The sequence below is a fragment of the Vreelandella neptunia genome (genome assembly GCF_022489065.1).
GTDB lineage: Bacteria > Pseudomonadota > Gammaproteobacteria > Pseudomonadales > Halomonadaceae > Vreelandella > Vreelandella neptunia_A.
In genome coordinates, this window is sequence record NZ_JAKVTW010000013.1 from 75,149 (window position 1) to 99,459 (window position 24,311).

The window sequence follows — 24,311 nt, forward strand, 5'->3', positions numbered from 1 at the left end:
GAACGCCGCCCCGTGGCGTATTACTCGAAGATCGGCTCGAAACCGGCATCGTTCAGTGCGGTGGCGCGGGCTTCCATCCAGTCGGTAGTGAATGCCTCGTCATCACTTGGGGCGTCCTGCATAAAGCTTTCCCATGCACTTAACAGCACGTTCTGACGCTCAACAAGATTATCTTGATGTGCCTGCATTTCGTCAGTCCACACATCGATCTCTTTGTAGTACTCCACTACCGCATCGTGGAAAGGCACTACCCATTGAAGATCTTGTTGCTCCAGTGCATAGCCAAGCGCCCCGGGAGCGTTGTCTTTATAGTCATCAAAATTTTCCTGCATCGCTTTGATCAACCCATAAGCGACGTTGTCTTCCAGATCCTGATTGGCGACTACGATGGGGTAAGGGTAGCTGGCGCTGGGGACTGGGTTTTCAGCACTAATTCCGCCTGCGCCTGCAGTGACTTCATGTGGGCGGAAGTAAGGTGCAACCGCTGCCATACGCTCCCAGCCCGCTTCGTCATTGGGGTCTAGCACTGGCCAACTAATGCCGCGTGGGCTGCTGGCAAGCTGTTGGGCTGGCGGGGTAACGGTCGTCGTAAACGAGGCGTCTACATCACCGGCGATAATACCGTCGAAAGAGCGGCCATAGCCGGGGTAATCAACCCGCTCTACGTCGTCCCAGGTAAGGCCACCAAAAGCCAGATATGCCTCAGTGCCTTTATTGAGTGCGTCGTCGCCACGGATGTAAGCGATGCGTTTGCCCGCTAAGTCAGCGGGGGTTTCAACGTCTAAATCACCCGCGACCGCTAAGGACAGGCCAAAAGAAGCCGTGGAGGTGGTGATAACGCGAAGCGGCTGAGGGCCCCAGTCGCGGTCAGCAAACATCATCACACCTTCAGCGCCGTAGTAGCTGGCAATCCCACAGGCACAAAGATCAACCCGGCCCTGCTTGAGCGGTGTCATGCGCGATACGTCGTTATCACCCGGCAGGATACGTACCGATGAGTCGTACTTGTTTTGCAGCATATTGCCAATGGCGACGGCCTGTGCGTAGCCACTTGAGTTAGTACCGTAGGCGGTCCACGCCATGGTGTTAGGGAGTTCAATCTCGCTTGCGTGGCTGATCGCAGTGCCGAGTAGCGAAAGAGGAAGGGCGACAACGAGTAGGCGGTGAGCTAATGGACGCATTTAAATGCTCCTTTATTGTGGTTGTGATGATGTTGGTAGTTACGTTTAGTTACTTAGTGTTTTGCTATGCGGTATTGTATTCTGCTAAGTGGTCGGCTGATAGTAGAGAAGTCGCCGGGTAACTGTCAATGCTGTTGTCAGCACAGGTATGAGTTAGCCTTAGAGCAATACAAAAAAAGCCAGGCGATGCCTGGCTTTTCAATGAGATAAAGAGTTTTTGCTGCTATGAAAATTCACGCCAAGCAGCATAGGTACTTAAAAACACTCGGCCTGTTAATGCTTCCAGGAAGTCGCTCTTTTTGAGTTGATCCATAACCGGGCCTTTGACTTCGGATAAATGTAGTTTCACATCGGAGTCTTTTAAACGCGCATTGATGGCATCCAAACTCTCCAACGCTGAGGCATCGATCAGATTGACCGCTGAACAGATCAGCACAACGTGCTCAAGCTCTGGGTGGCTTGCTACCAGGTTATATACGGTGTCTTCTAAATAGCGGGCATTGGCAAAATAGAGGCTTTCATCTATTCGCAGCAATGCCACGTTATTGACGGTTTCGACATCATGGCGGGTAGTGTTTCTGAAGTGTTCGGTGCCGGGAACACGGCCTACTAAGGCGCTGTGGGGACGGCTGGTGCGGTATAGAAATAGCGCGATTGAAAGGGTGACGCCGCTGATGATGCCCGCTTCAACGCCTTCGCATAGCGTGAGTACAATTGTCACCGCCATCGCGGCAAAATCACTGCGCGAGTAGCGCCAAGTTTGGCGCAACATCGGTATATCCACGAGCGTCAAAATCGATACGGTAATCGTCGCGGCTAACGTCGCAATGGGTAAATAGTAGAGCCAACCCGTAAAGGACATCGTTACCAGCGCGATACCCAGTGCAGCAAAAGCGCCAGCGGCAGGCGTTTGCGCGCCCGCATCATAGTTGATCACCGTTCGTGAAAGTCCGCCTGTGACTGGCATACCACTAGAGAAACCGGCGGCCAGATTAGTGGCCCCTAGGCCAATCAACTCTTGGTTGGGTGAAATGCGTTGGCGTCGTTTAGCCGCGAGCATCTGGCCCATGGAAACCGACTCCACAAAGCCGACCAGGCTAATCAGTAGCGCAGGAATTAATAGCGCCCGCCATAGTGAGTAGTCTCCCCAGGGAAAGCTCAGCGCGGGTAAGCCACTTGGAATGCTGCCCACCACCGCCACACCGGCCTCCGCTAATTGCCAGTGCCAGGTAATCAAGGTGGTGGCTACAACCGCGAAAACCGGGCCAGCTTTTGCAATTAAGTCAGCTAGGGGGAGGGGCAAGCCAGCTTTATGTAGGGTGACTTTGCCTTGGCGCCGCATGGCAATCAGAAATAGCAGGGTGCCACTGCCAATCAGTATAGTGGGTAAGTTAAAGGTGGGTAAATTGGGCACCAATGTAATGAGGCGCTCAACTAGAGTGAAACCACTGCTTTCGACCCCCAACAAACTGCCGAGCTGGCTGGCGGCAATCAAGATACCCGACGCGGTTAGGAAACCAGAGATCACCGGGTGACTCAGGAAGTTGCTGAAAAACCCCATTTTAAGCAGACCCATGACCACCAACATGCCACCTGAAAGCAGAGACAATATCAGCGCTGCTTGTAAATAAGTGTCGGAGCCCGTTGGCGCTACCGAGGAGAGGGCGGCACCAGTCATTAGCGCAATAATAGCCACTGGCCCGACGGCCAACGTTTTGCTGGTGCCGAACAAGGTGTAAACCAATTGCGGCAGAATACTGGCGTAGAGGCCAACCACCGCAGGTAAGCCTGCTAATAGCGCATAGGCGAGCGACTGAGGAATGACCATCACGGTGACGATCAACCCCGCCAAGAGGTCGGCCCCTAACAGTCGTTTATGGTAGTGGGGGAGCCATGTCAGAATTGGCAGATAGCGCTTTAGCATGGATTCCAAGGGTTGTAGGTTTGGCAGAAGTGAAAGGGTAAGGGATATTTCATTTTGTTTCAGCGCTTATATTCATTTGCTCTTCACTAACCTTGTTTCAGCAAGCATCTTTAATACCCCCTTTCTGCCCCAAAAGTGCTACTTCTTTCATTCGCGTAACCCGTTAAGATTAGTCACAAAGGAGCTTTGAATCTCCTGACCTTGGCTGTTTGATACTCAATAACGTCAATAAAAAGAGTAGTGCTCATGGGTGTTCTGCTATTGTTTGTTCCGGTGCTGATGCTGGCGCTATCGGTGGGCCTTGTCGCTCAAGGCGGAGTTTGGAGCTATATCGCGTTAATTAGTGCGACCTTAGCCGGTGGTGCTGCAGTGCTTAACATAATTGAGAGTGTATATCGCGCCGACCAGCGTCGCCTTGAAAAGCGCGGGGGTGGTGTAAGAGCTGTACGTGATTACCGTTCATTGCGTGCCATGGGCTATCGTTTAATGAAACGGGCTAGCAGCACAGCGATAGCATCAGCAGAAGTTTCCCACTATGCCGATCTGATGGATCAGCGTCTTACTCAGCAAGAAACTATGGCCCGTGAGGCGTCCTCTAGCATGACCGCTATCAATGCAGCGATTATGCAGGTCAGTGCCAGTGCCAGTCAGGTAGCGGCGCTGGCAGAGAGTGCCCGGGAAGCCAGCCACCATAACCACGCTGAGCTGGACGATATAATCCAGGATATGAGCGATGTTGCCGAACGCTCCAATCAAGCGCTGGAAATGCTTACCGCTTTGAACGATAAAATTGAGCGGGTCCGTAGCGTCACCTCGATGATTGAAGGGATTGCTGAGCAGACTCATTTACTGTCGCTTAATGCCTCGATTGAAGCGGCGAGAGCAGGGGAACACGGCAGAGGGTTTGCCGTCGTGGCAGGAGAGGTGCGTAACCTAGCACTGAAGACCTCCACCGCGACACAGAGTGTAGATGAACTCGTCAAGGATATGCATGCGAGTGGTCACGCTGTGGTCGCTACCATCGGCGATTTAATGACCCGGATTAGCGAGCGCTCAAAAGGGTTGCAGCTAGTGGGCAGTAGCCTCGGCACAATGACGCAAGAGTTTGATCAGGTGCAGAGCGAAATCACCCGGGTCGCGGATGCAATGGAGAATACTCGCCAGCACAGTCAAACGGTAGCGGACAGCCTGCGTCAGCTCGAAGACGATGTCGATGAAGGTAACCGCAATATGCACGATTTGGCCGAACAGGCCCGTGCATTGATGGAAGCCGCAGAAGGTGTTGACGGGGAACTGGCGCAACAGCATTTAGACGGGCGCCATCAGCAGGTGTACCGCGTCGCGCGCTCAACCGCAGACCAATTAAGCAAACTGTTTGAAAAAGCGATCGCAAGTGGCGAGCTTTCAGAAGGCAAACTGTTCCAGCCCCATTACGAGCAAATTCCGGGTACGCACCCGCCGCTGTATAAAACCGGCTTTGATGGGTTTACCGATAAGCATTTGCCAAACTTACAAGAGCCTCTGCTGAAGCAGCTAGGGTTAAGCTACGCCATTGCCTGCGACCGAAAAGGTTACGTACCGACCCATAATCAGGCGGTTAGCCGGGAGCCCACCGGTGATTATGACCATGATCTGAAGTTCTGCCGCAGCAAACGAATCTTCGATGACCCCACTGGAAGCCGCTGTGGCGCCCATGAAAAGCCGCTGCTGCTGCAAACGTATAAGCGCGATACCGGCGAGATCATGCACGACCTTTCAGTGCCGGTGTATGTGCAGGGTAAGCACTGGGGCGGCTTCCGCGTTGGCTACCAACCTGAGCGAGACAGCACTGCCCAGCTTGCTGCGGATACCGTAACGAATGCCAACCCAACGCCGACACTTGCCTTAGCTGGCCGCGGCGTAGCGCGGGCGTGATTGCCACGCCGACCATGAGTAGAGCGCGAGCCCAATCCAAATAAGCACGAAAGTCGCTAATTGGATAATTCCCAGGGGCTCGCCGAACACGGTTAACGCGATCAGGAATTGAATACTCGGGTTGATGTACATTAAAAAGCCCAGGGTTGCTAAGCGTAACCGGCGGGCTGCCCCTGCAAAAGCCATCAAAGGAAGCGCCGTCAAGGCGCCGCTGGCAATCAGCAGGCTGGTGGATGACGAGTTTTGTAAAAAATGCGAACTGCCATTCCAGCTTAGCCATGTTAAAGCGATCAGGGCGAGAGGGAAGAGCAGCAGGGTTTCGACAAACAGACCGGATAAGCCATCCAATGGTACTTGTTTACGAAACAGGCCATAGCTACCGAAGCTTAACGCCAGCAGCAGACTAATCCAGGGCAGTTCGCCTAGCATGACGAATTGGGTGGCAATGGCAACACTGGCCAACCCCAGGGCGACCAGTTGCAGCTTGGCCATCACTTCCCGCAGCACCAACATACCCAAAGCGACATTGACTAACGGCGTTAAGAAGTAGCCCAAACTTGCCTGCAATACCTGCTTCGACTCTACTGCATAGATATAAATGCCCCAGTTAAAGGCAATCAACAGCGCGCAGGCCAACACGCGGCCAAGCCGTTTGGGTTCACCCAGCGCAGTGACAACGGGCGGCCAGCGGCGTAATAGGGTGATCAGCCCAACCAGGAAAAGACACGCCCAAATGATGCGGTGAATCAATATCTCAAAGGCGGGAACGCCGTCAAACAGGGCAAAAAATAGCGGAAAACAGCCCCACATCGTATAGGCGGTCAGCCCAAACATAACGCCTTTGACTGCGTCGGGGTCGCGTGTTGGAGTAGGAAGCATAGCAGCCTCATTATTTAAAGATGCTAATCTAGCATAAACTTTGCAATAACAGTGGCATAAAGGAGGTGTTGAGTGAGCGAACTTCGAAGCACTCTAGTGCAGTGCGATCTGCGCTGGGAAGACCCCCAAGCCAATCATGCGCATCTTGAGAAGTTATTGGGAGAGATAGATAGCCGGGATACCGATCTCATTGTATTACCTGAAATGTTTGCCACTGGCTTTACCATGAACTCACGTGAAATGGCCCAGCCAATGGCGGAAAGCCAAAGCGTTGCATGGTTGCAGACCCAGGCGAAGGCCCGTAACTGCGTGATGACCGGTAGTGTGGCGATTCAAGAGGAGGGCGAGTTTTATAACCGGCTAATTTGGGCGACGCCGGAGGGTGAGTTAATCCACTATGACAAGCGCCACCTGTTTCGTATGGCCGGTGAGCATGAGCGTTACGGCATGGGGAACGAACGCAAGGTCGTCGAGCTGAATGGCTTTAAGCTATTGCTTAGCGTTTGTTATGATCTGCGTTTCCCCGTTTGGATGCGCCAGCAGCCAGCAGAAGGTGAGCATTTCGAGTATGATGCGCTGCTGTGTATTGCCAACTGGCCAGCGCCGCGTCGCCACCCTTGGCGCACGCTGCTGCAAGCCCGTGCGGTAGAAAACTTAAGCTATGTCATCGGCGTAAACCGCGTTGGAGAAGATGCAAAAGGGCTCGCCTACAGTGGCGATTCCCTGCTGGTTGACTTCAAAGGCGAACCGCTGATTGATCAACCTGCCCATACCCCGTTTATAGAAACGGGCACGCTGGATAAAACTGCCCTTGATGCTTTTCGTGAAAAATTCCCTGCCTGGCAAGATGCCGACCATTTTACCCTGCTGCCAGGAGTGGGTTAATGATGCGCCTTGATCGCTTTTTGAGTGAAACCTCGCCGCTAACCCGTAGCCTTGCCAAGCGGGCGCTCAAAAATGGTGAAGTGACCCTGAACGGAGAGCCGATTAAACAATCGGCGACCCAGGTCGATACCGAAAATGATGTTGTGGTGCTGAATGGTGAACGCCTGGCGCTGGTGGGCGTGCGATATATTATGCTGCACAAGCCTGTTGACGTTGAATGCAACGCCCGACGCGGACTCTATCAGCGGGCGATTGACCTGATCGATCTGCCCAAAGCCGACCGGTTGCAGCCGGTCGGGCGCTTAGATGTGGATACCACGGGGCTGCTGCTGTTAACCGATGATGGCCAGTGGTCGCACCGTGTCACGTCACCGCGGCATCGGTGCGCCAAGGTATATATCGCCGAGCTAGCGGAACCCACCGAAGGTGCCGCCGCAGACTGGGCGATTGGCCAAGTGGCAGAGGGCATTATGCTGGATGGAGAGGAGACGCCGACGCAGCCCGCAACGTTGCGGTTTCTATCGCCCACCCAGGCAGAGCTCACGATTACTGAAGGGCGCTATCACCAAGTGAAACGTATGTTTGCCGCCTTGGGCAATCACGTGAACTCACTGCACCGCAGCTTCATCGGTGATTTATCCCTGGATGCTAACCTGGCTCCCGGCGAGTGGCGAGAGTTAACCACTGACGAAATCGCGCTGTTCTGAAGCCTGTTTCAAAGCATTATCAGCCGCTTCAAAATTGGAAGCGGCTTTATTTCGAGTAAATTTTTATACCGTTATCTTTGTGTTGCTTAGCTTATTAACAATTCCGAAACTCCGTGGCTACCAAATAGAAAATCAGCATGCTGAAGCAACCTGTCATCAGTACGGTTAGCAGTTGCGAAGTCTTAAAGGGCTGGGGCTAAGTGTGCAGCGGCAATCAGCGCTTGGGTATACGCGTGTTGAGGTGCTGAAAGTACTTCTAAGCAGCCGCCTTGTTCAACCACTTTACCGTCCTTAAGTACTATAACGCGATGGGCCATGGCACGAATAACGGCTAAGTCGTGGCTAATGAACAGATAGCTCAGCTGTCGACGCGCCTGTAAGTCGCGCAACAAGGTCACCAACTGCTTTTGAACAGTACGGTCCAGCGCTGACGTGGGCTCATCGAGTACTAGCAACTCTGGTTCCAAGATAATCGCTCGGGCGACGGCGATACGCTGGCGCTGCCCGCCTGAAAACTCGTGAGGGTAGCGGGCGGCACAGCTCGCAGGCAGGCCTACTTCGTGCAGCGTTTGATTAACCCGCTGGGTGACTTCTTCATTAGTAAGGTGAGGATAATGGAAACGCAGCCCTTCGCTGACAATATCGAACACCGGCATGCGCGGCGAAAGCGCGCCATAGGGGTCCTGAAAAACCATCTGTAAGCGATGACGCTGACGGCGTAATGCATCGCCGGTCAGGCTACTCAGCTTGTCGTTACCCAGCGTAATATCGCCTTGGCTAGTGACCAGCCGCATTACTGCCGAGGCCAGCGTGGTTTTACCCGACCCGGATTCCCCCACAATGCCCAGGGTCTCACCAGGCGAAATTTGAAAATCAGTGGGGTGAACCGCCACAAAGGCAGGTGGCTGGCGCTTGAATAACCCGGTCTTAGGGCGCTTAAAGCTCACACTCAACTGGCGAGCGGTTAATAGTGGCGGCGATTGTGTAATTGCCTCAGGTCTGCCTTCAGGTTCGGCAGCGAGGAGTGCTTTGGTGTAATCGCTCTGTGGGTGTTGAAAGACCTGTTCCACCGGGCCGATTTCTTGAATGCGCCCCTGGTACATCACGCAAATCCGATCCGCATAGCGGCGTACCAGATTTAAGTCGTGGCTGATAAATAGCATGCCCATGCCATGGTGGTCGCGTAGCTCACGGAGTAGGGCGAGAATCTCTTGCTGTACCGTTACGTCCAACGCCGTGGTGGGCTCATCTGCGATTAGCAGTGAGGGATTGTTGGCAATCGCCATGGCAATCATTACCCGTTGGCGTTGCCCACCGGATAACTGATGGGGCCAGGCATCAAGCAGTTCGTCCGGCCGCGGCAGCTTGACCTGTTCCAGAAGCTCTTGACTGCGTTGACGAGCAGCGTGTCCGCGCAATCCTTGATGCAGGCGCAATGCTTCGCCAATCTGCTTGCCCACTCGATGGAGTGGATTTAGCGATGTCATCGGCTCTTGGAAGATAAAGCCAATACGGTTACCGCGCACAGCATTCCATTGTGCGTCGGTTAAGCTGGCAAGGTTAGTATCTTCCAGCCAGCGTTCACCCTTAATAGAGGCATTGCTGGGTAGCAGATTCACCATGCTCAGCGCTGATACCGATTTACCCGAGCCCGATTCGCCAACAATGGCCAGGGTTTCACCGGCATTAAGCGTCAGTGAGAGTGATTGCACCACCTGGCTTTCACCAAAGGCGATATTAAGGTTGTCAATTTGCAAAAGCGGTTTAGACATGAGAGGCCTCCTGAGCGCCGCCGGTTTGGCGCTGCTGCACGTGACGCGGATCAAAGGCGTCACGTAGCCCTTCGCCAATAAAGACCAACAGCGACAGCATGATGGCCAATGTCATAAACGCGGTAATACCCAACCAGGGCGCGTGCAGATTATTTTTCCCTTGGGCCGCTAGCTCACCTAGCGAGGGCGCGCCCGGGGGTAGACCAAAGCCGAGAAAATCCAGCGCGGTCAGCGTGCCAATGGCGCCAGTGAACAGAAACGGAATAAACGTCAGCGTGGCGACCATGGCGTTAGGCAACACGTGGCGCCACATGATTAAACGTGACGGCAACCCCATGGCCTTGGCTGCCCGCACATACTCTAGATTGCGCGCACGCAGGAACTCGGCACGTACAATATCGACCAAGCCCAGCCACGAGAAGAGCAGCATAATACCCAGCAGCCACCAGAACCCTGGCTGAACAAAGCTGGCTAAAATAATCAGCAGGAACAGAACCGGCAAGCCTGACCAGATCTCGGTAACACGTTGACCGATCAAATCAATTTTGCCGCCAAAGTAACCCTGCACACCGCCGACCACAACGCCAATGATTAACGACCCTGCGGTGAGTACTAGAGCAAACGCAACGGAGAGTCGGAAGCCATAAATGACACGGGCCAATACATCTCGCCCTTGGTCATCGGTACCCAGCCAGTGGCGGCCATCCGGTGGCGCTGGGGAAGGGCGTGTCATATTCATATCAAGGGTTTGGTAGGAGTAGGGAATCGCTGGCCAGAGTGCCCAGCCATGATTCTCAATTTGTTGTTGGATAAACGGATCCAAGTAATCGGTACGTGTAGGAAGAAAACCATCAAATTCGGTTTCAGGGTAGTCCACTAGCATAGGCACGTACCATTGACCGTCATACTGCATGATGATCGGCTTATCGTTGGCGATAAGCTCAGCAAATAGGCTGAGAATGAACAGCGTACCAAATAGCCAGAGCGATATACGGGCGCGTCGATTGGCCTTGAAGGCTGCCAATCTGCGCCGGGTAATGGGCGATAAACGAGATGCAAATAACGCCATTATCACGACTCCCGGGTCGAAAAATCGATACGCGGGTCTACCCACACATAAGTCAGATCGGAAACCAGCTTAAGGATTAGCCCAATCACGGTATATAGAAATAGCGTGCCGAATATCACCGGATAGTCTCGCTGCATAACGGCCTCGAAGCCAAGCAGGCCCAACCCGTCCAGAGAGAAGATAACCTCAATCAGCAGCGCGCCGGTGAAGAATATGCCAATCATGGCGGCGGGCAGTCCCGCGATAATAATCAGCATGGCGTTGCGAAACACATGCCCATACAGCACGCGTCGTTCATCGGCCCCTTTAGCACGCGCGGTAATCACATACTGCTTATGGATCTCATCGAGAAAGCTGTTTTTGGTCAGCATGGTGAGCGTCGCAAAGCTGCCAATCGCGGCCGCGATCACCGGTAGCGTGATATGCCAAAAGTAGTCTTTAACCTTTCCCCATGCCGAGAGCTGATCGAAGTCTGGTGACGTCAAACCGCGTAACGGAAATAGATCCCAGTAGGTTCCCCCGGCAAATAGTACGATCAACAGAATCGCAAACAAAAACCCAGGGATGGCGTAGCCAACAATCACCAACCCCGAAGACCAGACATCAAACCGTGAGCCATGGCGCAGGGCCTTTTTGATGCCCAGTGGAATCGAGATCAAGTAGACCAGCAGGGTAGTCCATAGCCCTAGCGAAATAGACACTGGCAACCGCTCAATCATTAGCTCAGTCACCGGGCGGTCGCGGAAAAAACTGGTGCCAAAATCTAGCGTGAGATAGTCCGCCATCATGCCGATAAAGCGTTCGTGGGCAGGCTTGTCAAAACCAAACTGCTGCTCAAGTTGCTCGATAAAGCGCGGATCAATGCCCCTGGCGCCTCGGGAGTCGTCGCTTACCCGCACATCGGCACCGCCCATATCCAACCGAGTACTGGCCATGGCATCTGCGCCTTCAAAGCGTGCCAGCATCTGGTCAATCGGCCCGCCTGGGGCCGCCTGAACAATCATGAAATTGAGTAGCATGATGCCGAAAAGCGTCGGAATCATTAGCAGCAATCGGCGTAGGGTATAGCGTGCCACAGAGCACTCCATGGTTCTTTAGGGTTAAGCCGTTGAGGATAAACCGTTGCGAATACGACGCTGTCATAATGACTGAATCAGCGGCGGCGCTGCAGTTCTGCTTCACGGTCGGTATCGACCCACCACGCATCCATATCCATGGCGTACTCTGGGAACGGTTCGGGGTAACCAAATTTATCCCATACCGCAATGCGGGTTTCCCCAGAGTGGTAGTGGGGAATAACATAAAACCCCCAACGCAGTACCCGATCCAGTGCCTGGGCTGCGGTATCGAGCTCTTCACGGCCATCGGCACGGATTAATGTCTCCACCAGTGCATCTACTGCGGGGTGGGCGAGCGACATTCGGTTACGGCTTTGTGGCGCCTCTGCTGCGGCACTGGTCCAGAAGTCGCGCTGCTCATTGCCCGGATTATTGGATTGAGGGAAATGGCTAATCACTATGTCATAGTCGTAGTTGCGCTGCCGGTTTAAAAATTGATTGATATCAACGATGCGCAGTGAAGTTTGAACACCCAGGCGCGCCATATTACGTAGCATGGGCTGAACCACGCGTTCAAGACCTGAATCGTAAAGTAACACTTCCAGGCTCAAGGGCTGCCCGGTTTCTTGATTGACTAGCACGCCATCTTCTACGCGGTAACCTGCTTCGCGGAGTAGGTCGAGCGCTTTACGCAACCGCTCGCGCAGCTCTGTGGGCTCATTGATAGGCAGCGGCTCAGTGAAGAGGCGGTCAGATCCATGGGAAGCAATCAACTCTTCTCGGTAAGGTTCCAGTAGTGCCAGCTCTTCGTCTGAAGGCAAGCCAGTGGCTTCCATTTCAGAGTTTTGGAAAAAGCTCTCGGTACGTCGGTAGGTATCGTAGAAAATATTGGTATTGAGCCACGGAAAATCGAAGGTCAGGCTCAATGCTTCGCGCACTCGTGGGTCCTGGAACTTCTCTTTACGCAGGTTGAAGACAAACGCCTGCATCATGGAAGGATTAACATCGGGTATTGTTAACCGCGTTACCAAGCCCTCTTCATAGGCTGGAAAATCGTAGCCAATGGCCCAAGTAGCCGCGCGGGCGTCAATACGAAAATCCGTCAGGCCCGCTTTAAACGCCTCCCAGGCGATATCCCGATCCCGATAATAGTCATACACAATGCGGTCAATGTTGTAGCGGCCAATGTTAACCGGAAGGTCTTTACCCCAGTAATCCTCATCCCGCTGATAAGCAATTCGCCTGCCTGGGTCTACTTCGCTTATTTTGTACGGCCCAGAGCCAGGATGCGCCGCAAGCGTAGGCGATGTGAATTCACGCGGCTCCCAGTAGTGGCGGGGCAGTATGGGTAGTTGAGCAACGATTAACGGTAGTTCTCTGGAATCATTATTGCTAAAGGTAAAGCGTACCTGATGCTCGTTTAAGGCAATGACTTCTTCTACGCCAGCATAATAGCTGGCGTAAAAAGGGTTGCCCTCTTCACGGAGTAGATTAAGTGAAAACACCACATCATAAGCCGTAACAGGCTCACCATCCTGAAAGCGTGCTTCTGGGCGAAGGTCAAACTCAATCCAGTGTCGGTCAGGGTCGAGGCGCACACCCTCAGCCAGCAGCCCATAAAGGCTGAATGGTTCATTTGGGTTACTGGCCATCAGCGTATCGTAAATTTGTGAAATGCCGGTCGCGGGTGTGCCGCGAATAATAAACGGATTGGTAGAATCAAAGCTGCCCCCCACGGCGGTATGGGTGATGGTGCCGCCTTTGGGAGCCTGTGGGTTTACATGTGGAAAGTAGGGGAAGTCAGCGGGGAGCTCAGGGCTATCGTAAAGCGACAGTCCGTGCACGGTTTCAACGGGTACTACGTTGTTAGCGTCAGTATGTAAATCACCCACCACGTTGCTACTTGAAGTGCTGTTTGGCGAATCGTTACTGGCGCTTTCCTCAGAAGCCAGTAACGGTACGTTGATAAGCAAGCTACTAATGAGTAGAAGCGATTTCGCAAAAAACAGACCACGCGGCATTGGTGACATCCCATGTGAACAAAGCCAACTAGTTAACCCGGTTTCAACGTCCTGAAAGTGTCAGTAGTTGACCCGGTTGTAAAGCGCCGGGGCTGGCAATCGCATTCCAGCGTATTAGATCTTGCTGGTCAATATTATAACGAGCGGCGATCGCCGAGAGGCTGTCGCCTCTCTCCACACGGTGCGTAGTATTGCTATTGGACTGAGCGATTGTAGAAACGTTGCCGCGTGAAAGCTGGGCCAATACTTGAGAATCGACCTCTTCCGGTACTAGCAGAGTTTGCGCACTACGTGGATCAATGCTGCCATTGAGTAAGCCTGGATTTAACTCGGCTAACGCCGTTTGGCTGACATCCAGCATCTGAGAAGCCTCTGACAGGCTAACCGCATGAGCTAACTGCACTTTAGCGAAAGCAGGGTCGACATGGATCTCTGGCAAGCTAACACCGTACTGCTCAGGGTCGTTGATGATGGTGGCGATTGCTTTCAGTTTGGGAACATACTGCATGGTTTCGTAAGGCAGTGTGAGATCCCAGTAATCGCCATTCAGACCTTGTCCTTGCGCCTGCCGCTGAGCATTATTAACGGTACCCGCGCCTGCGTTGTAAGCGGCTAACGAAAGCATTAGATCACCTTCGTACCACTGGTCTGCCTGCATTTCCAAGTAGTCCAACGCCGCCTCGGTCGATGTCACTACATCTAAGCGGCCGTCATAATTACCATTGCGCACCAGGCCCAATGCATCACCAGTGTTGGGCATAAATTGCCATAGCCCAGCGGCACCGCGGTGGCTACGCGCACCTGGGTCGAAAGAGCTTTCCACAAACGGGATTAATGCCACTTCGCCAGGCAGGCCACGCTCACTGACTTGTTGGCTAATCCAGGCAAGCCAGGGAGTAGCGCGTTCAGTAATGGTGGCAATATTTTCAGGACTCGAGCGGTAGTGTTCAATCCACTCATCCACCCGTGCCTGCGCTTCCGCTGACAGGGACTTTTCTTGCCACTGAAAGCTTTTACGCAGGGTGGTCCAGGCATCTTGAGGTTCCAGCTCCAGCGCCTCCCAAAAATGAATTTGAAAAGGGGTGGGGCGAGGCTGGGTAGCAGACGACTGTGTGCTTAAAGCAGAAGTCGATGTGGCTGAACTAGATCCAGAGGGTGTTTCGTATCCCTTAGCAGAGGCTTGGGAGCTTGCTGCGGCGGCTAACATTAGGCCCATAATTACGGTACTGCCAGCGCTCAGCATTAAGCGCTGGCGAATCGTTCGATAGGTCATAGTTGCATTCGTTTAGTTTCGATAGCGTTCTTAGAAACGGTTCTTCCACTCACGAAGAGTAGTGAACGTAGCGAGATCATTATCATTAACACCCTGAGTACCTGCTGCTTGGCGCACGCTATCAGTGCCCACGCGAAGGTAGGGATTAATTTTCAGCTCGCGTCCTATCGTGCTGGGTAAGGTGGGGCGATCCAATGCCCGCGCCTTTTCACACTCCTGCAAGGCGTGTTTAACGTCTTCATTGTCAGGGTCCGCAGCACGAGCAAACGTAAGGTTTGCCTGCGTATACTCATGGGCTGCAAAGACCAGTGTATCTTCAGGTAGTTCCGCAAATTTATTTAACGCAGAGAACATTTGCTCTGGGGTGCCTTCGAATAAACGACCACAACCAGCGCAAAATAGGGTGTCACCGCAAAATAGCAGCGCAGGAATACCCGCTGTGTAGTAGCTGATATGATCTAGCGTATGGCCAGGTGTTGCTATGACGTCAAACAAGCGACCCATAATGCGAACTTCATCACCATCACCAACGGCTTCATCAATGCCTTCAATATTGGGATTGGCTGGGCCAATCACGTAAGGCGAGTAGCGTTTAATTAACTCCGCTAAACCGCCGGTATGATCATGGTGGTGATGGGTAATCAGAATGCTTTCGAGGGTTAACGACTCACGTTCAAGAAACTCGATTACGGGGGCCGCTTCACCTGGATCCACCACGCAAACGCTTTGGCTGTTATCTTGTCTTAATAGCCAAATATAGTTGTCGCTAAGGGCAGGGATCGGTGTCACGCTCATCATCGGCGAGATCCTTTAGATTTTGAAAATGCAGAATTCAGTAACCAACATGCGTAAACACGCTAAACATTGCGCTTCTTGATCTTAAATTTGATCTTAAAAAATAGCGGCGCTAAATCGGTGTAACCAAGGCGTTGAAAAGCCGTTACTGTGGAGGGAAGCGCTGTTCATGTCAAATTCGACCACGGCCACGACACTCGCTAAACGCTTAATAAGTAGCCAGCCTTATTGGCAATCAGAAGCTGGCCAATCACTATGGGAAACGCAGCGGGCCTGCTTAGGGCCGGTAGTGGAATCACGCGTGGGCGGCCACAGCTTGGAAATGAGCATGGGGCCGGCGCTGATGACCATGTCGGCTATTACCCACCCTATACGCTGGTCGCCTACGCGCCAGTTAGCCGAAAATGATAGCACTTTGGTCTGCCCACCAGACCAGCTTGCGTTGCCGGATCGTTGTTTAGATGTGATGGTCATTCACCACTGGCTTGAGCAGTTAAGTGATGCCCATTTCACGCTACAGGAAGCCGCGCGGGTAACCACCGATAGTGGCATTTTGGTGCTATTTGGCTTTAATCCTATTGGTTTGGGCGGGCTTGCTCGCCAGTGGCGAAAAAAACAGCGGCAGTTTCCTTGGGATGGTACCTGGCGTTCAGCTAGCCGTTTGCGTGACTGGTTGGCGTTTGTCGACTTTGAGGTGGAGCGGGTAGACTATTGCTGTTTTCGAGGGCGGATGAACGCCAAGTGTGGTGAGTATTGGGAGTCTTTAGGGCGTAGACATAACCTGCCGTTGGGCGAGAGCTATATGATTCAAGCCCGCCGCCGACAGCGTCAAGCGCCTGTGCAACGCTTGAAGTTTGGCTTAGAAGCGCCTGTTTCTCCCGCTTCATTGGGCGTTACTCGTTCAGGTTCATCGGCTCGCTGCCAGCCCTACCAAGAGCTCCCAGCTAAGCCTAATCAAGCTAATCAAACAAAGCTTCATCAAACAAAGGATCAAGAGATTGACTAAAGAGGCTGCCGGACATCTACCTCGGGTAACGGTGTACACCGATGGGGCTTGTCGGGGCAATCCTGGCCCTGGCGGTTGGGGCGTTGTGCTAGCCAGTGGTGAGCATGAAAAGACGTTAAAAGGTTATGAAGCGGATACCACCAATAATCGCATGGAGTTGATGGCGGCGATTATGGCTTTACGCACACTGAACACGGCCTGTGAAGTGGCGCTATGGACAGACTCGCAGTATGTGCGCCAGGGTATTACCCAGTGGATTCATAACTGGATAAAGCGCGGCTGGAAAACCGCTGCTAAGCAACCGGTCAAAAACGCTGAGCTTTGGAAAACCCTGCATGAAGAGACTCAACGCCACAGCGTTGAGTGGCATTGGGTGAAAGGGCACAGTGGTCACCCGGGAAATGAACGCGCTGACTCGCTGGCCAATGAAGCCATTGATGAGCACCAAAAAAGGAGAGCATGATGCGCCAGGTGATACTAGATACTGAAACCACGGGTATCGACCCTAAAGATGGCCATCGCTTGGTAGAAATTGGCGCCATTGAGATGGTCAACCGCCGTTTTACTGGCCGCACCTATCATCAGTATATTAATCCTGAGCGCCATATCGATGCGGAAGTGGTTGCCGTTCATGGGATTGACGACGCTAAAGTCGCCAATGAGCCAGTGTTCGCGGAAATAGCCGACGATTTCTGGGCCTTTATTGAAGGTGCGGAGCTTGTGATTCATAACGCCCCCTTTGATGTGGGTTTTATTGACCACGAGCTGGGCATGCTCAATCAGCGGCGTAACACGCCTGCTTTGGGGCCGGTGCGTGATCACTGCGCCGTGTTAGATACCTTGACGATGGCCCGGGCCATGCACCCAGGTCAGCGCAATAGCCTTGATGCATTGTGCAAGCGTTATGATATTGATAATGGCCACCGTGTTTTGCACGGCGCTCTCTTAGACTCCGAAATTCTCGCTGAAGTTTATTTAGCGATGACCGGCGGCCAAACCGCACTGACCCTAGATGCTGCTTCTGCAGCAGAGCAGGAGCAGGCCGATACCTCAAATGAAGGACTGTCGATTCAGCGCTTATCACTCACGCCAGGTCAGCTCCGCGTGGTGCGCCCAACCGACGAAGAGCAAGCGGCCCATAAGGCTAAGTGCGAAGCGCATCAACTAACCTGGTTTGAGGGTGCGGCCAGCGATGCTTAGGCGAGAAATTCCCCATCATGAACAGGCCGGGCGGATCATTCGCCTTTCACGCAGCTTGTTAGCGCCTGCGCCATTGACCGGCAGTGAGGAGCTAACCCCGCTGCAGCCTTATCAGCCTTGGACAGAGCAAATGCAGCCGCTGTGTTACTGGGATGATGAGCCGGTGGCACTGCTGGTGGAACCCCAGGCGGAAAGCGGCTGGATTGATGGACGGCAGTGGATGAGCGAGCTCTCCACCGCTTGGTTTAGCCTGCTCTCTACAGCGTTGCAGGTAGGCGCTTGGTTGGAAAATCACCGCTTCTGCGGTCGCTGTGGGGCGTCCGCTACCAAGCTCACCTCAGAATTTGCCATGCACTGCCACGCTTGCGGGCACCGCAATTATCCGCGCATTTCACCGTGCATTATTACTCTGGTCACCAGTGGGGAAGCGATGCTGCTGGCGCGCAGTCCGCGTTTTCCGCCAGGGCGTTACTCAACACTGGCTGGATTTATCGAGCCGGGAGAATCTGCGGAAGAGGCGGTGCATCGGGAAGTGTTTGAGGAGGTGGGGGTGCATATTGACCAACTACGTTACTACCAGAGCCAGGCATGGCCTTTTCCACATTCACTGATGTTTGGGTATTTTGCTGAAGCTACTACACGGCGTATTCGCATTGATGGGGTAGAGATTAGTGATGCTGCGTGGTTTTCGCCTCGACAGTTACCCTCTCTACCACCGCCATACTCGATCTCCCGCGAACTGATCGAAACCCATTTGGCACGCTGGCGTGAATAAGCGCTAGGATGCCGATAGGTCGATTACTCGCTAGGGAACAGGCTTGTAAGCTTAGTGGCCAGCATGACATTGCCGGTCGCTTTAAGCTTGCCGGTCATAAACGCCGTCATGCCATTGATATCGCCACTCATAATCCCTTTTAGCGTATCTGTGGTCAGGCTTAGGCTAACAGAAGGATCATCGTGCTCACCTTCTTGTACATCCAGCGTGCCATCTTGGATATTTAAGTAGTAGCTGCCTGCATCTGAGAAGTGGAATTGGAATACTTCATTCATGCCCTCGGCCGCTTCCGGATTGAAACGCGCTTTCAACTTCTCAAGGGTATTATTGGACATAACATCTCTCTCAGTTAGGTAAAACAGACTAAGGCTAGCGATAATAGCCCAAAGAAACAATCGTCATGGCCTGCGAGGTTATTTCATACATGCGTTTCAATCAAGCGCCGTGGTAGTGCCCTCGCAACGTTTAGGTAACGTGCCCGTCATAAAAGAATCAATTTTCTCAATGGAGAGCGTCAATGAATGAATGGATAGCCGAAATAGGCATGTTTTTTGTGCAAACCACCATCGTTATGGCGCTGATAGGCATAGTGTTGCTGCTTATAGCGCGAACGAAACAAGATAAAGAGAGCGACTTAAAACTCTATATTGAGCCACTCAATGACCAGCGTCGTCGTCGCGGTCGCCGCTTACGGCTAACCAGCACACTGCCAGGTGCCCGTAAAAAGCTGATAAAAGCATTCCGCACCGAGGATAAAAAACGCCAGAAGGCGGCTAAGGCGAATCAAGACACGCCCCAAGAGCCGCGCGTTTGGGTGCTTGATTTTCACGGCGACTTGAAAGCATCTCAAACCGAGCATTTTGCGCAAGAGGTGTCGGCCATTATCGATGTTGCTGCCGAAAATGACGAAGTCGTGGTTCGTTTAGAGTCTGCCGGTGGCCTAGTGCATGCCTATGGATTGGCCGCCGCACAGTTAGACCGCCTGCGTACGGCAGGGTTAACCACAACGGTCTGTATCGATAAGGTGGCGGCGAGCGGTGGCTACCTAATGGCCTGTACTGCGCAGCATATCAAGGCCGCACCTTTTGCGGTCATTGGCTCGATTGGCGTGGTGGCGCAAGTGCCTAATATTCATCGTTTGCTTAAACGCCATGATATAGACGTTGAGCTGCTGACTGCAGGTAAATACAAGCGCACCCTGACCGTACTCGGCGAAAATACCGAAGAGGGGAAAGCAAAGTTCCTAGAAGAATTAGAGAACACGCATCACTTATTTAAAAGCTATGTGGCGGAGCGCCGTCCCGAAATGGACATTGATACCATTGCCACCGGCGAAATTTGGTACGGAAGTGAAGCCTTGCCTCAGCGGCTTATCGACAGTGTGGGTACCAGTGAAGCCTACCTAGTGGAGCGTATGGCTGAGGCTCGTGTATTCAGTGTGAAGCTTGAGCCTCCTAAAACCGTTACTCGTAAGCTTGGTTTGGCAGTCTCCGCAGGCGTAGAAAAAGCAGTACTCAAAACGCTTGGCCTGATCGACGCCGCTGGGTGGCAGCGGCGCTAATCTGTAGGCTAGTTAGCGGCCTCATGCGGTGTAGTGGTTTGCCAAGGTATCAATTACCGCCTTGGCACTCTCACTGCTCAGCGAATAATAGATAGTTTGTGACTCTCGTCGGGTATCGACAAGCTCATCACGTCTCAATATGGCCAAGTGCTGTGAAAGAGCCGACTGGCTTAACGCAAGCTGTTGATTAATTTGCGTTACTGATAGCTCTTTCTCGGCCAGCAAGCAGAGAATTTGCAGCCGTTTCTCATTGGCCAGCGCCTTCAGCAGGTTGGTTCCCGCCTCAATAGCGCGACAGTTATGTTCAAGCAGGCGGGTAGCGGCGCTTGTAGAAGCAGACATAATGATCTCCTTGCCTACACTGTTACATCAGCGTTTTTATAAGCATTGTTATAAGTTGTCGTGGCATCGTCGCGTCGCGATGATCAAGTTGTTTAATGATCAGTAATTTAGCGAGTTTTGTCCAAGCCGCTGTTTAACGATTAATCAATGGTAGGCAATAGTTTGCTCACTTGTCGACAATGCTGCTGGCATGGCTGCTGCTTTGGTCGATATTTAGCCCATAGTAGGAGGGCGAAGCGACCGTTTACTTTATACAGTGTCAACAATCCGCCGATAACCCATTACAAAAAAGACAGGGACACCATGAGCCGCTACCTACAGATTTTTCAGCAGTCGATTGATGGCCCGGAAGCGTTCTGGGCAGAGCAAGCCAAACGGATTCCCTGGTATACACCGCCTCAAACCATACTCAGCTACGATGATCAGCAGCATGCCCGCTGGTTTAGCGACGGTGAAATGAACCTCTGCTACGCCGCTCTCGACTACCACGTTGACAACGGACGTGGTGAGCAGGCCGCGATTTTCTGGGACTCGCCCGCGGCGCAGGCTAAAAAAACCATTAGCTACCGCGAGTTGCGCGATAAGGTGGCGCATTTTGCGGGAGCGTTAACGCAGCTAGGCGTCACCAAGGGTGATCGTGTGGTGATCTATATGCCGATGATCCCCGAAGCCCTGGTGGCCATGTACGCCTGTGCTCGGCTTGGCGCTATCCATTCGGTGGTCTTTGGTGGCTTCGCCCCTCATGAGCTGGCGGCGCGTATTGAAGATGCCGAGCCTAAAGTGGTGGTCGCTGCTTCTTGTGGTATCGAGCTGGGCAAAGTGCTGCCCTATAAACCGATGGTAGACCAAGCCATTGAGTTAAGCAGCCATAAGCCGGATGCCTGTGTGGTTTACCAGCGTGAAGCACACCGGGCTGAATTGAGGGTTGATGAGCACGACTGGGAAGCACTGGTAGCCAAAGCGCCGTTTGCCGAGTGCGTGCCGGTGAAGGGCACCGACCCGCTGTATATTCTGTATACCTCTGGCACCACCGGTAAGCCCAAAGGCGTTATGCGCGATACGGGTGGCTACGCGGTGGCCTTAGCCTACTCAATGCAAGCAATCTACGCCATGGAGCCGGGCGAGGTGTTCTTTACTGCCTCGGATGTAGGCTGGGTCGTTGGGCACTCCTATATTGTTTATGCTCCTTTGTTGGCGGGTTGCACTAGCGTGGTATACGAAGGTAAACCGGTAAAAACTCCCGATGCAGGCAGCTTCTGGCGTTTGATTGAGGAGTACCGCGTGAAGAGTTTCTTTACCGCGCCTACCGCCTTCCGAGCGATTAAAAAAGAGGACCCCGATGCCAAGTTGCTGCAGAACTACGATATCAGCAGCCTGAAGCATCTCTATGTGGCCGGTGAGCGGCTCGATCCACCGACCTTCCATTGGTTAGATGATCTCTTGGATGTACCGGTGATTGACCACTGGTGGCAAACTGAAACCGGCTGGCCAATCGCCGCCAACTTGCCTGGCATTGAAACGGTGCCGACCAAGGCGGGGTCGGCCACGTTTCCGGTGCCCGGCTTCAATGTGCAAGTGCTCAACCGCGATGGCGAACAGGCAAAACCCATGGAGCAGGGCAGTGTGGTTATCAAACAGCCGATGCCGCCGGGTTGCTTGACTGGGGTATGGCACGATGAAAGGCGCTTCCATAGCGCCTATATGGCGGCATACCCCGGCTACTATTTAACCGGCGATGGCGGCTATTTCGATGAGCAGGGCTACCTGTTTATTATGGGCCGCACCGACGATGTCATTAACGTGGCGGGTCACCGGCTTTCAACCGGAGAAATGGAAGAAGTGGTCGGTGCCCACCCTGCGGTGGCCGAGTGCGCGGTGATTGGGATTCATGATGACTTAAAAGGGCAGTTGCCCATCGGCCTGGTGATCCTTAAAGATGGTTTTGAGGGCGATGAAGCCACGCTTGAGGCTGAGCTGATTGCGCGGGTTCGCGAACACATCGGCCCTATTGCTTGCTTCAAGCAGGTGCTGGTGGTCGACCGGCTACCTAAAACACGCTCGGGTAAGATATTACGCAAGCTGCTACGCACGATTGCCGATGGCAAAGAGTTTGGAATTCCCTCTACCATCGATGACCCTACTAGCCTTGCGGATGTTCACGCCGCCATGCGCGAGCGCTCGGTAGGCGCGGCGGACAAAGCCACGCCGCTTGATTGATAGATCGCAAGTAAGCCGTTCGGCATCGAGGGCGGCTTTCATTACCTGAATTTAATGTCGACTTTTAATACCCTGTGGAAGCCGTATAATGCGCTCCCCAGAACCGCGCCCGCTTTATCAATGTTGATTTACCGGCTGCGCCTACTACCCCGAGGGTTCCCTAACCCCTCTTATCTATTAAAAAAAGGTCGACCCGCATGTTTGCATTGAGTGAGACTCAGCACCGCCGTTGCCTACTGGTGATGGTGGCTTTTCATATTGGCATTATTGCCGCCAGTAACTATTTAGTTCAGCTGCCGTTTACGCTGTTTGGTTTTCATACCACCTGGGGCGCGTTTAGCTTTCCATTTATTTTCCTGGCCACCGACTTAACGGTTCGTCTGTTTGGTAAGGGGCCAGCGAGATCGATTATTCTGCGCGTTATGCTTCCCGCTCTGCTGGTCTCCTATGTGGTATCAGTGATCTTCCCTCGGGGCAGCTTCGCCGGGATTGGCGCGTTAACTGAATGGAATCTGTTTGTTGCCCGTATCGCCTTGGCGAGTTTCCTGGCTTATGTGATTGGCCAATTGCTGGATGTTCAGGTGTTTGACCGCTTGCGCCAATGGGCCTGGTGGGTAGCGCCGGTTTTCTCAACGGTGCTGGGTAACTTGGCCGACACCTTTGCATTCTTCTCGGTGGCGTTCTATAACAGCCCAGACCCGTTTATGGCCGCTAATTGGGTTGAAATTGCCGCCGTCGACTATGCGATTAAACTCGCTATCAGCCTGTTGTTTTTCCTGCCGCTGTATGGCTTGCTGCTTGCTTGGCTAACCCGCCGCTTGGTGGTCTGGACAGGGCAAGTGGATGCGTCACCCCGCACGGCCTAATCGTATCACCATCATCGCCAAGGCATAGGAGCTATCATGACGAACGTTGCCACTGTTGATCTGCACTTTATCGATATGCCTGCCGAGGAAGCCACGGCGGACGCCACGCCGCTAGTCGTGATTCACGGCTTACTGGGCAGTGCCGATAATTGGCGTTCGCATTTAAAAGTGTGGCAGCGCACACGTCGCGTGATTGCGCTGGACCTGCGAAACCATGGTCGCTCTCCCCATGCAGAAGGTATGCAATACGCCACTATGGCGAATGACGTAGTTGCGCTACTCGATAAGCTCTCGATCGAGCGTGCTCATGTGCTTGGCCACTCCATGGGAGGCAAGGTGGCGATCAGTCTAGCGCGCATGGCACCTGAGCGAGTAGCGTCACTGATGGTGGCCGATATTGCGCCGGTGGCTTATGAGCACGGTCACGATGATGTCTTTGCCGCCTTAGACAGTGTGCGGGAAGGGCAGCCAGCAAATCGCCGTGAAGCCGATGAGCTGCTTAGCCAACATGTCGACTCCCGACCCACACGGCTGTTTTTAGCCACCAACCTTGTGCGCAATGACGATAACGTGATGGCGCTAAGAGTAGGGTTGGATGAGATTAAGCGTGGCTACAGCGATATTATTGGTGTGCCCGATGGCGAACAGGCCTACGAAGGGCCTTCATTGGTATTACGCGGTGGTGACTCTCATTACGTGGCCGACGACATGCTGCCTGCGCTGCGCGAAGTGCTGCCCCGTGCCCGCGTAGTAACGCTTAAAGATGCCGGACATTGGCTACATGCCGATCAACCAGAAGCCTTCCAGCAAGCGGTCGTAGCATTCATCGACGCGCAATAGTGCTTTACCTGCAGTAGCGCTCAACT

At 53.3% G+C, this 24,311-nt stretch carries 22 protein-coding genes; 11 read left to right on the forward strand and 11 right to left on the reverse strand.

Features of this window, described 5'->3' with window-relative positions; translation table 11 throughout:
- Positions 1-20: 20 nt before the first annotated feature.
- Both MLE19_RS15880 and MLE19_RS15885 read right to left on the reverse strand, forming a co-directional pair.
- Positions 21-1,181 (reverse strand): TAXI family TRAP transporter solute-binding subunit, encoded by a 1,161-nt coding sequence (locus MLE19_RS15880; protein ID WP_240719110.1) that lies wholly within the window; start codon positions 1,179-1,181, stop codon positions 21-23.
- Between the two features lie 223 nt (positions 1,182-1,404).
- Entirely contained in the window at positions 1,405-3,105 is a 1,701-nt protein-coding gene (locus tag MLE19_RS15885) for a SulP family inorganic anion transporter (RefSeq protein WP_240719111.1), read from the reverse strand.
- Between the two features lie 246 nt (positions 3,106-3,351).
- Here MLE19_RS15885 and MLE19_RS15890 point away from each other — a divergent pair, with 246 nt between their 5' ends.
- Positions 3,352-5,019, forward strand: a complete 1,668-nt coding sequence (locus MLE19_RS15890; RefSeq protein ID WP_240719112.1) for a methyl-accepting chemotaxis protein — start codon at positions 3,352-3,354, stop codon at positions 5,017-5,019.
- Here MLE19_RS15890 and rarD read toward each other — a convergent pair.
- Positions 4,990-5,898 carry an EamA family transporter RarD gene (rarD, locus tag MLE19_RS15895; protein WP_240719113.1) on the reverse strand — a complete coding sequence of 303 codons (909 nt, stop codon included), beginning with the start codon at positions 5,896-5,898 and terminating at the stop codon, positions 4,990-4,992. The two genes, MLE19_RS15890 and rarD, sit on opposite strands and share 30 nt — an antisense overlap.
- Positions 5,899-5,970: 72 nt before the next feature.
- On the opposite strand from rarD, the gene MLE19_RS15900 reads away from it, so the two are divergent.
- Positions 5,971-6,783 carry an amidohydrolase gene (locus MLE19_RS15900; RefSeq protein WP_240719114.1) on the forward strand — a complete coding sequence of 271 codons (813 nt, stop codon included), beginning with the start codon at positions 5,971-5,973 and terminating at the stop codon, positions 6,781-6,783.
- 2 nt (positions 6,784-6,785) lie between these two features.
- Entirely contained in the window at positions 6,786-7,490 is a 705-nt protein-coding gene (locus MLE19_RS15905; RefSeq protein WP_240719176.1) for a pseudouridine synthase, read from the forward strand.
- A gap of 182 nt (positions 7,491-7,672) precedes the next feature.
- Here the strand turns inward: MLE19_RS15905 and MLE19_RS15910 are convergent, their stop codons facing one another.
- From MLE19_RS15910 to gloB, 6 genes are all read right to left on the reverse strand, one after another.
- Entirely contained in the window at positions 7,673-9,262 is a 1,590-nt protein-coding gene (locus MLE19_RS15910; RefSeq protein ID WP_240719115.1) for an ABC transporter ATP-binding protein, read from the reverse strand.
- Positions 9,255-10,331, reverse strand: a complete 1,077-nt coding sequence (locus tag MLE19_RS15915; protein WP_240719116.1) for an ABC transporter permease — start codon at positions 10,329-10,331, stop codon at positions 9,255-9,257. The genes MLE19_RS15910 and MLE19_RS15915 overlap by 8 nt, the downstream gene beginning before the upstream one ends.
- 2 nt (positions 10,332-10,333) lie before the next feature.
- Positions 10,334-11,407, reverse strand: coding sequence for a microcin C ABC transporter permease YejB (locus MLE19_RS15920; protein ID WP_240719117.1), 1,074 nt, complete (start codon positions 11,405-11,407; stop codon positions 10,334-10,336).
- A gap of 77 nt (positions 11,408-11,484) precedes the next feature.
- Positions 11,485-13,410 carry an extracellular solute-binding protein gene (locus MLE19_RS15925; RefSeq protein WP_240719118.1) on the reverse strand — a complete coding sequence of 642 codons (1,926 nt, stop codon included), beginning with the start codon at positions 13,408-13,410 and terminating at the stop codon, positions 11,485-11,487.
- A gap of 43 nt (positions 13,411-13,453) precedes the next feature.
- The gene (locus tag MLE19_RS15930) at positions 13,454-14,683 is read right to left on the reverse strand and encodes a transglycosylase SLT domain-containing protein (protein WP_240719119.1); all 1,230 of its coding nucleotides are present in this window, start codon (positions 14,681-14,683) and stop codon (positions 13,454-13,456) included.
- A 30-nt stretch (positions 14,684-14,713) separates the two neighbouring features.
- A complete protein-coding gene (gene gloB, locus MLE19_RS15935; RefSeq protein WP_240719120.1) occupies positions 14,714-15,481 on the reverse strand; it encodes a hydroxyacylglutathione hydrolase in 768 nt (255 codons plus the stop codon).
- Between the two features lie 166 nt (positions 15,482-15,647).
- Here gloB and MLE19_RS15940 point away from each other — a divergent pair, with 166 nt between their 5' ends.
- From MLE19_RS15940 to nudC, 4 genes are read left to right on the forward strand one after another with little or no spacing between them, the layout of a single operon-like run.
- Positions 15,648-16,484, forward strand: coding sequence for a methyltransferase domain-containing protein (locus MLE19_RS15940; RefSeq protein WP_240719121.1), 837 nt, complete (start codon positions 15,648-15,650; stop codon positions 16,482-16,484).
- Complete coding sequence (gene rnhA, locus MLE19_RS15945; RefSeq protein WP_240719122.1) at positions 16,477-16,947, forward strand: ribonuclease HI; 471 nt, start codon at positions 16,477-16,479, stop codon at positions 16,945-16,947. Before MLE19_RS15940 ends, rnhA begins: the two co-directional genes overlap by 8 nt.
- Positions 16,947-17,684, forward strand: a complete 738-nt coding sequence (gene dnaQ, locus MLE19_RS15950; RefSeq protein WP_240719123.1) for a DNA polymerase III subunit epsilon — start codon at positions 16,947-16,949, stop codon at positions 17,682-17,684. Before rnhA ends, dnaQ begins: the two co-directional genes overlap by 1 nt.
- Positions 17,677-18,459 (forward strand): NAD(+) diphosphatase, encoded by a 783-nt coding sequence (gene nudC / locus MLE19_RS15955; protein ID WP_240719124.1) that lies wholly within the window; start codon positions 17,677-17,679, stop codon positions 18,457-18,459. Before dnaQ ends, nudC begins: the two co-directional genes overlap by 8 nt.
- Positions 18,460-18,482: 23 nt before the next feature.
- Here the strand turns inward: nudC and MLE19_RS15960 are convergent, their stop codons facing one another.
- Positions 18,483-18,794, reverse strand: a complete 312-nt coding sequence (locus tag MLE19_RS15960; RefSeq protein ID WP_240719125.1) for an SCP2 sterol-binding domain-containing protein — start codon at positions 18,792-18,794, stop codon at positions 18,483-18,485.
- A gap of 182 nt (positions 18,795-18,976) precedes the next feature.
- On the opposite strand from MLE19_RS15960, the gene sohB reads away from it, so the two are divergent.
- Positions 18,977-20,020 (forward strand): protease SohB, encoded by a 1,044-nt coding sequence (gene sohB / locus MLE19_RS15965; protein WP_240719126.1) that lies wholly within the window; start codon positions 18,977-18,979, stop codon positions 20,018-20,020.
- A gap of 21 nt (positions 20,021-20,041) precedes the next feature.
- On the opposite strand, the gene MLE19_RS15970 is transcribed toward sohB, so the two are convergent.
- Positions 20,042-20,362 (reverse strand): ArsR/SmtB family transcription factor, encoded by a 321-nt coding sequence (locus MLE19_RS15970; RefSeq protein ID WP_240719127.1) that lies wholly within the window; start codon positions 20,360-20,362, stop codon positions 20,042-20,044.
- A gap of 273 nt (positions 20,363-20,635) precedes the next feature.
- On the opposite strand from MLE19_RS15970, the gene MLE19_RS15975 reads away from it, so the two are divergent.
- The 3 genes from MLE19_RS15975 to MLE19_RS15985 all read left to right on the forward strand — a co-directional run bounded on the left by MLE19_RS15975 (position 20,636) and on the right by MLE19_RS15985 (position 24,285).
- Positions 20,636-22,579 (forward strand): acetate--CoA ligase, encoded by a 1,944-nt coding sequence (locus MLE19_RS15975; RefSeq protein WP_340163110.1) that lies wholly within the window; start codon positions 20,636-20,638, stop codon positions 22,577-22,579.
- A gap of 197 nt (positions 22,580-22,776) precedes the next feature.
- Positions 22,777-23,445 (forward strand): 7-cyano-7-deazaguanine/7-aminomethyl-7-deazaguanine transporter, encoded by a 669-nt coding sequence (locus MLE19_RS15980; protein WP_240719129.1) that lies wholly within the window; start codon positions 22,777-22,779, stop codon positions 23,443-23,445.
- Between the two features lie 36 nt (positions 23,446-23,481).
- Positions 23,482-24,285: an alpha/beta fold hydrolase gene (locus MLE19_RS15985; RefSeq protein WP_240719130.1), complete on the forward strand. Its 804-nt coding sequence runs from the start codon at positions 23,482-23,484 to the stop codon at positions 24,283-24,285.
- The last annotated feature ends 26 nt before the right edge of the window (positions 24,286-24,311 follow it).